This window comes from Mesorhizobium sp. M4B.F.Ca.ET.214.01.1.1, from assembly GCF_004791545.1.
Lineage (GTDB): Bacteria > Pseudomonadota > Alphaproteobacteria > Rhizobiales > Rhizobiaceae > Mesorhizobium > Mesorhizobium abyssinicae.
Map to the genome: position 1 here is coordinate 1 of NZ_SRUX01000341.1, position 278 is coordinate 278.

1 protein-coding gene is annotated in these 278 nt (G+C 65.5%); it reads right to left on the reverse strand.

Annotation, left to right across the window (positions count from 1 at the left end):
* On the reverse strand, positions 1-278 hold a 278-nt coding region (locus EN857_RS34490), incomplete at both ends, for an NmrA family NAD(P)-binding protein (protein WP_189522858.1).

The following is a 278-nucleotide window of genomic DNA, read 5'->3' on the forward strand; positions in this document are numbered from 1 at the left end:
GCGTGATCTTGTTCTGCGCGATGCGGATTTCGCCGCGAACAGCATCGGGATCCTCCAGAGCGCGCATCGTGACGGCGGCGATATCCTTCTCGCTGACAAACGTCGCCGGCACATTGCCGTCGCCATAGAGCGTCACCTCGTCGGGCGGCAGCGGCGAGGAGCCGAAGCGCGTCAGGTCGCCCAGCGTCGCCACCCAGGTCGAGAAGAAGCCGTTGGTGTAGATCACCGTATAGGGCAGGTCGGCCTCCCGGACCGCGTCGAAGACGGCCCGCTTGATG